Origin of the sequence: uncultured Methylibium sp. (genome assembly GCF_902826655.1) — a bacterium.
In the GTDB taxonomy this organism is placed as follows: Bacteria; Pseudomonadota; Gammaproteobacteria; order Burkholderiales; family Burkholderiaceae_C; genus Methylibium.
In genome coordinates this window covers 1-5,907 of record NZ_CADEFR010000108.1, presented here as the reverse complement: position 1 = coordinate 5,907, position 5,907 = coordinate 1, and the positions used below count along the sequence as shown (strand labels likewise).

Sequence of the window (5,907 nt, the reverse complement as noted above, 5' to 3'; positions counted from 1 at the left end):
TCGAGCGCGCCAAGCGCCTGGTCGAGCTGAAGAAGGACGTGGTGATCCTGCTCGATTCGATCACCCGCCTGGCCCGGGCCTACAACAACGTGCTGCCGTCGTCGGGCAAGGTGCTGACCGGCGGCGTCGACGCCAACGCGCTGCAGCGCCCGAAGCGCTTCTTCGGCGCGGCGCGCAACATCGAGGAAGGTGGGTCGCTCACCATCATCGGCACGGCGCTGATCGACACCGGCTCCAAGATGGACGAGGTGATCTACGAGGAGTTCAAGGGCACCGGCAACTGCGAGATCCACCTCGACCGCCGCATGTCCGAGAAGCGTGTCTACCCGGCGATCCAGATCAACAAGTCGGGCACCCGCCGCGAGGAGCTGCTGCTCAAGCCGGAAATCCTGCAAAAGACCTGGATCCTGCGCAAGCTGCTGTATTCGATGGACGAGATCGAGGCGATGGAGTTCATCCTCGACAAGATGAAGGCCACGAAGAACAACCTCGACTTCTTCGAGATGATGCGTAGGGGCGGCTGAGCCCCCTGCCGTAAGTTGTTGATTTCAGGCATAATCCGCGGCTTTTCCGCCCAACCACTGCCGGAAAGTGCGTTGCAGGTCGCGATGACCGAGCAGCGTGGCTCCCGCAACCGACCCGAGGTCCCGAGATGAAAGAAGGCATTCACCCCAGCTACCGCGAAGTCTGCTTCGTGGACCTGTCCAACGGCTTCAAGTTCGTGACGCGCTCGACCGCGCAGGCGAAGGAGACCGTGAAGATGGACGACGGCCGTGAATTGCCGCTGATCAAGCTCGAGACGACCAGCGAGTCGCATCCGTTCTACACCGGCACGCAGAAGAGCGTCGACTCGCTCGGCGGTCGCGTCGAGAAGTTCCGCAACAAGTTCGCCCACCTCAGCGGCAAGAAGTGACGCGGCTTCGCGCAGTGACGAAAGGCAGCTTCGGCTGCCTTTTTCTTTGGCAAGCGCCCAGGCGCCAGCGCAAGGCATCATCCCGCCCGTGACGCAGCCGACCCCCGCCCTGGTTTCCGAGCGCGCCGCCCAGCGCCTGCCGCGCACGGCCCTGCTGCTGTTCTGCGCCGCCTACGTGCTGCCGGGTCTGTTCGGCCGGGATCCCTGGCGCAACGCCGATCTCACCGCCTTCGGCTACATGCTCAGCCTGGCGACCGGCGGCGCCGATCCGCTGTCGCCGACGATCGCCGGGCAGCCCGCCGATGGCGCCCTGCTGCCCTACTGGATCGGCGCGCTGGCGATCAAGCTGTTCGGCGCCGTGCTCGATCCGGCGCTGGCCGCCCGCTTGCCGTTCGCGCTGCTGCTGGTCGGCGTGCTGGCCCTCACCTGGTACAGCAGCTACCACCTCGCGCGCACCGAGGCCGCGCAGCCGCTGCCGTTCGCCTTCGGCGGAGAGGCCAAGCCGGTCGACTACGCGCGCGCGATCGCCGACGGTGCCCTGCTGGCGCTGGTCGCGACGCTGGGCTTGCTGCAGCTGGGCCACGAGACGACGCCCGAGCTGGTCCAGCTGTTCGGCGCCGCGCTGTTTGTCTACGCGATGGCGGCGAGTGCCTCACGGGCCTGGCCCTCCCGCATCGCCGTGCTGGTGGCCTTGCCGGTGCTGGCGGCCAGCGGTGCGCCGAGCATCGGCGTGGGCTTCGCGCTCGGCGGCTTGCTGGTCAGCCTGCGCTCCAGCTACGCGCTGGCGCGCGGCTTCGCGCTGTGGATCGCCGTCGCCGCATTGCTGGCCGCGGCACTGGCCGGGGCGCTCGGTGCCTGGGGTTGGCGGCTGGGCCGGCCCGGCAGCGTCGGCCAGCTGCTGCAGTTGCTGGTCTGGTTCGCCTGGCCGGCCTGGGCGCTGGCCGGCTGGACGCTGTGGCGCTGGCGCCGCCACCTGGCGCACCGTCACATCGCCGTGCCGCTCGCGGTCGCCACCGCGGCGATCGTCGCCTGCATTGCGATGGGCGGCTCGGACCGGGCGCTGATGCTGTCCTTGCCGGCGCTGGCGGTGCTGGCCGCCTTCGCGCTGCCGACCCTGCAGCGCGGCGTCGCTGCGGCGATCGACTGGTTCTCGGTGTTCTTCTTCAGCCTCGGCGCGATCTCCGTGTGGGTCATCTACGCCTCGCTGCAGCTCGGTGTGCCGGCCAAGCCGGCTGCCAACATCGCACGGCTCGCGCCGGGCTATCCGGGCGGCTTCTCGTGGCCGGCCCTGGTGGCGGCCATCGCCGGCACGATCGCCTGGCTGCTGCTGGTGCGCTGGCGCACTGGCCGGCATCCGCCGGTCTTGTGGAAGAGCCTGGTGCTGCCCGCTGGCGGGGTGGCGCTGTGCTGGCTGCTGGCGATGACGCTTCTGCTGCCGGTGCTGGACTACGCGCGCAGCTATCGGCCGCTGGTCGAGCGCATTGCCCTGCAGGTGCCGCGCGACGCCTGCATCGCCGCCGTCGGGTTGCAGAAGGCACAGCTCGCAGCGCTCGAAGTCCACGGTGGCTGGCGCGTCGAGAACCACGCCGAGCCACCCAGCGTCGGCTGCGAGTTCCTGTTGACGACGGTGCGCATGCGCGCCGAAAGCAGCAGCCTGCAACGACCCGGCTGGCAGCTGTTGTCTCGAGAACGGCGCCCGACCGAGCGCGACGAGCAGACGGCGATCTACCGCCGCGAGCCGCCTAGCGCGCGCTAGACGCTGCCTCGGCGGCCTCGCTGCTGCCGCGGGCCGCGTCAGCCGGGGCCAAGGGCAGCCGCAGCCGCGCCGCCGGAAAGACCAGCCGGAAGGTCGATCCCTTGCCGGGTTCGCTCTGCACGTCGAGCTCGCCGCCGTGGCGCTGCGCGACGTGCTTGACGATCGACAGGCCGAGCCCGGTCCCGCCGGTGTCGCGCGAACGGCTGCCGTCGACGCGGTAGAAGCGCTCGGTCAATCGCGGCAAGTGCTCGCGCTCGATGCCGGGTCCGGTGTCCTTGACCGCGAACTCGCCGCTGCCGTCCCCCAGCACGCGCCAGCTGATGTCGACACGGCCGCCTTCGGGCGTGTATCGCACGGCGTTGTTGGCGAGGTTGGCCAGCGCGCTCAGCAGCTCGCCCTCGGCGCCGGCGATCTGCTGCGCGGTCTCGCCGCTCAGCGTCAGCTGGTGGCGCCCCTGCGACAGCGTGCGTGCGTCCGCCTCCACCTGCCGCAGCAGGCGCGCGACCGGCGTCCACTGGTCGGCCGGCGGACGCGGGCTGCCCTCGAGCTGCGCGAGTGTCAGCAGATCGGTCACCAGCGACTGCATGCGCTGCGTCTGCTGGCCCATCAGCGTCAGGATGCGCTTGCGCTCGACTTCGGTCAGCGGCAGCGTGTTCATCGTCTCGATGAAGCCCGACAGCACGGTCAGCGGCGTGCGGATCTCGTGCGAGACGTTGGCGACGAAGTCGCGGCGCATCGCGTCGGCGCGCTCGCGTTCGGTGATGTCCTGAGACAGCACCAGCTTCATGCCGTCGCCGTAGTCACGCACCAGCACCGACAACGTGCCCAGGCCGTTGGGGCTGGGGAAGCTGACCGGCTCGCGGTAGACGCCGCCCTGCAGGTAGGCGACGAAGGCTGGCGCGCGCACGAGGTTGGTCAGGCGTTGCAGCCGGTCGCGCTGCGGATCGAGGCCGAAATGCGAGGCGGCGACCGAGTTGCACCAGTCGATCTGGCCGTTCACGTCGATCATCAGCACGCCGTTGGGCGAGGCCTCGATCGCGTCGAGGAACTGGCCCAGCCGCGCCTGCTCCTGCAGCGTGCTGCGCTCGCGGGCACGGATGCTGCGCTCGACGCGGTAGCCGATCTCGCCCCAGAAGCCGGCGTCGCGCGGTGCATCGGTCTCCTGCGCACCGCGCAGCCAGGCGATCAGACGCACGCCGCGCAGCGTGTCGAAGACCGCCAGCGCGCCAACGGCGAGTCCGCCGCCGAACAGCACGCTCAGCACCGGCGCCTGCACCGGGCTGCCCAGCACATAGCCGATCACGCCGCCGGCCACCATCGCCAGGAAACCGGCAAAGAGGCGGGGGAAGAGCCAGCTCAAGGCCGCACCTCCCGCAGTGGCGGTGTCAGACCGACACGGCCGCCACCTGCTGGGTCAGCCGGTAGCCGGCGCCGCGCACCGTCTCGATCATCGTGGAGCAAGCCACGGGCGAGAGCGCCTCGCGCAGGCGCTTCACATGCACGTCGACCGTGCGTTCCTCGATGAAGACGTGGTCGCCCCAGACCCGGTCGAGCAACTGCGCGCGGGAATGCACGCGCTCCGGGTGCGTCATCAGGAAATGCAGCAGGCGGAACTCCGTCGGACCGACCTTGACTTCCTGGTCGCCGCGCGACACGCGACGCGTCGCCGGGTCCAGTCGCAGCGGTCCGAGTTCGACCACGCTGTCCAGCGCCTCGGGCGCCTTGCGGCGCAGCACGGCGCGGATGCGTGCCATCAGCTCGTGCGTCGAGAACGGCTTCGTCAGGTAGTCGTCGGCGCCGGCATCGAGCCCGGTGACCTTGTCGCCTTCGTCGGCCCGCGCGGTCAGCATGATGACCGGCAGCTCCTTGGTGCGACTCTCTCCCCGCCAGCGCTTGGCGAGCGCCAGGCCGGACTGCCCCGGCAGCATCCAGTCCAGGATCACCAGGTCCGGCAGCACGCGGTCGATCTCGATCTGGGCCTGGTCGGCGCTGGCCGCGATCGTCACCTCGTAGCCTGCGTGACGCAGGTTGATCGAGATCAGCTCGGCAATCGCCGATTCGTCCTCCACCACCAGCACTCGGCTCATCGATCTGCTCCTTGCACCGTCAGTTGCTGACCATCGACTCGACGGTCTCGACGGGGTTGTGGCGCACGTCGGTGCCCTTGACGATGTAGATGATCTGCTCGGCCAGGTTCTTCGCATGGTCGCCGACGCGCTCGATGGCCTTGGCCACGAAGACCAGATCGATGCTCGCCGAGATCGTGCGCGGATCCTCCATCATGAAGGTGATCAGCTTGCGCATCAAACCCTCGAACTCCTGGTCGAGCTGGTCGTCCTGCTTCAGCACCTCGACGGCCTTGTCGACGTCGAGACGCGCGAAAGCGTCGAGCGCCTTGCGCAGCAGGCTGGTCGCCAGCGTCGCCTCGAAGGACACGTCGGCGACCGGCAGGCGCAGCCGGCTCGACACGCCGGTGTTCACCAGGCGCTGCACCGTGCGGCCGATGCGCGCCGCCTCGTCGCCGACGCGCTCGAGGTTGCCGATGGTCTTGGACACCGCGATCAGCAGTCGCAGGTCACGCGCAGTCGGCTGGCGGCGGGCGATGATGCTGGACAGGTCGCGGTCGATGTCCAGTTCCATCTTGTTGACCTTCTCCTCCATCGCCAGGACCTGTGCCGCCGTCTCGCTGCTGAAGTGCGACAGCGCGTACATCGCCTGCGCCACCTGGGATTCGACCAGGCCGCCCATCTCGAGCACGCGGGTCGAGATCGCGCTGAGCTCGCTGTCGAACTGCGTCGAAAGATGCTTGTCAGTCATTGTCGTGCTCCCTGCCGGATCAGCCGAAGCGTCCGGTGATGTAGTCCTCGGTGTCCTTCTTCTTCGGCTTCATGAAGAGCTCCGACGTGGGCCCGAACTCGATCAGGTCACCCAGGTACATGTACGCGGTGTAGTCCGAGCAGCGCGCCGCCTGCTGCATGTTGTGCGTGACGATCACGACCGTATAGTCGACCTTCAGCTCGTGGATCAGCTCCTCGATCTTGCCGGTGGAGATCGGGTCCAGCGCCGAGCAGGGCTCGTCGAGCAGCAGCACCTCGGGCTTGATCGCGATGCCGCGCGCGATGCACAGCCGCTGCTGCTGGCCGCCGGACAGGCCCGAGCCGCTCTGGTTGAGCTTGTCCTTCACCTCGTTCCACAGCGCCGCCTTCTTCAGCGCCCACTCGACGCGCTCGTCCATCTC

The 5,907-nt window shown here is 68.9% G+C and carries 7 protein-coding genes; 3 read left to right on the top strand and 4 right to left on the bottom strand.

All coding sequences use genetic code 11. The features are described from left to right. The 3 genes from rho to QZV97_RS20205 form a co-directional block, all read left to right on the top strand. On the top strand, positions 1–524 hold a 524-nt coding region (gene rho / locus QZV97_RS20215; protein WP_295647111.1), incomplete at its 5' end, for a transcription termination factor Rho. A 128-nt stretch (positions 525–652) separates the two neighbouring features. Continuing rightward, positions 653–913, top strand: a complete 261-nt coding sequence (locus tag QZV97_RS20210) for a type B 50S ribosomal protein L31 (protein ID WP_295647109.1) — start codon at positions 653–655, stop codon at positions 911–913. 88 nt (positions 914–1,001) lie between these two features. Continuing rightward, positions 1,002–2,669, top strand: coding sequence for a hypothetical protein (locus QZV97_RS20205; RefSeq protein WP_295647106.1), 1,668 nt, complete (start codon positions 1,002–1,004; stop codon positions 2,667–2,669). Here the strand turns inward: QZV97_RS20205 and phoR are convergent. From phoR to QZV97_RS20185, 4 genes are all read right to left on the bottom strand, one after another. Further along, entirely contained in the window at positions 2,656–4,029 is a 1,374-nt protein-coding gene (gene phoR / locus QZV97_RS20200; RefSeq protein ID WP_295647104.1) for a phosphate regulon sensor histidine kinase PhoR, read from the bottom strand. The two genes, QZV97_RS20205 and phoR, sit on opposite strands and share 14 nt — an antisense overlap. A gap of 25 nt (positions 4,030–4,054) precedes the next feature. Continuing rightward, positions 4,055–4,756 (bottom strand): phosphate regulon transcriptional regulator PhoB, encoded by a 702-nt coding sequence (phoB, locus tag QZV97_RS20195; RefSeq protein ID WP_295647102.1) that lies wholly within the window; start codon positions 4,754–4,756, stop codon positions 4,055–4,057. 19 nt (positions 4,757–4,775) lie between these two features. Beyond that, positions 4,776–5,486 (bottom strand): phosphate signaling complex protein PhoU, encoded by a 711-nt coding sequence (gene phoU, locus QZV97_RS20190; protein ID WP_295647100.1) that lies wholly within the window; start codon positions 5,484–5,486, stop codon positions 4,776–4,778. Positions 5,487–5,505: 19 nt separating this feature from the next. Beyond that, positions 5,506–5,907, bottom strand: a 402-nt coding sequence (locus QZV97_RS20185; protein ID WP_295647098.1) for an ATP-binding cassette domain-containing protein, incomplete at its 5' end; no start/stop codon positions are given.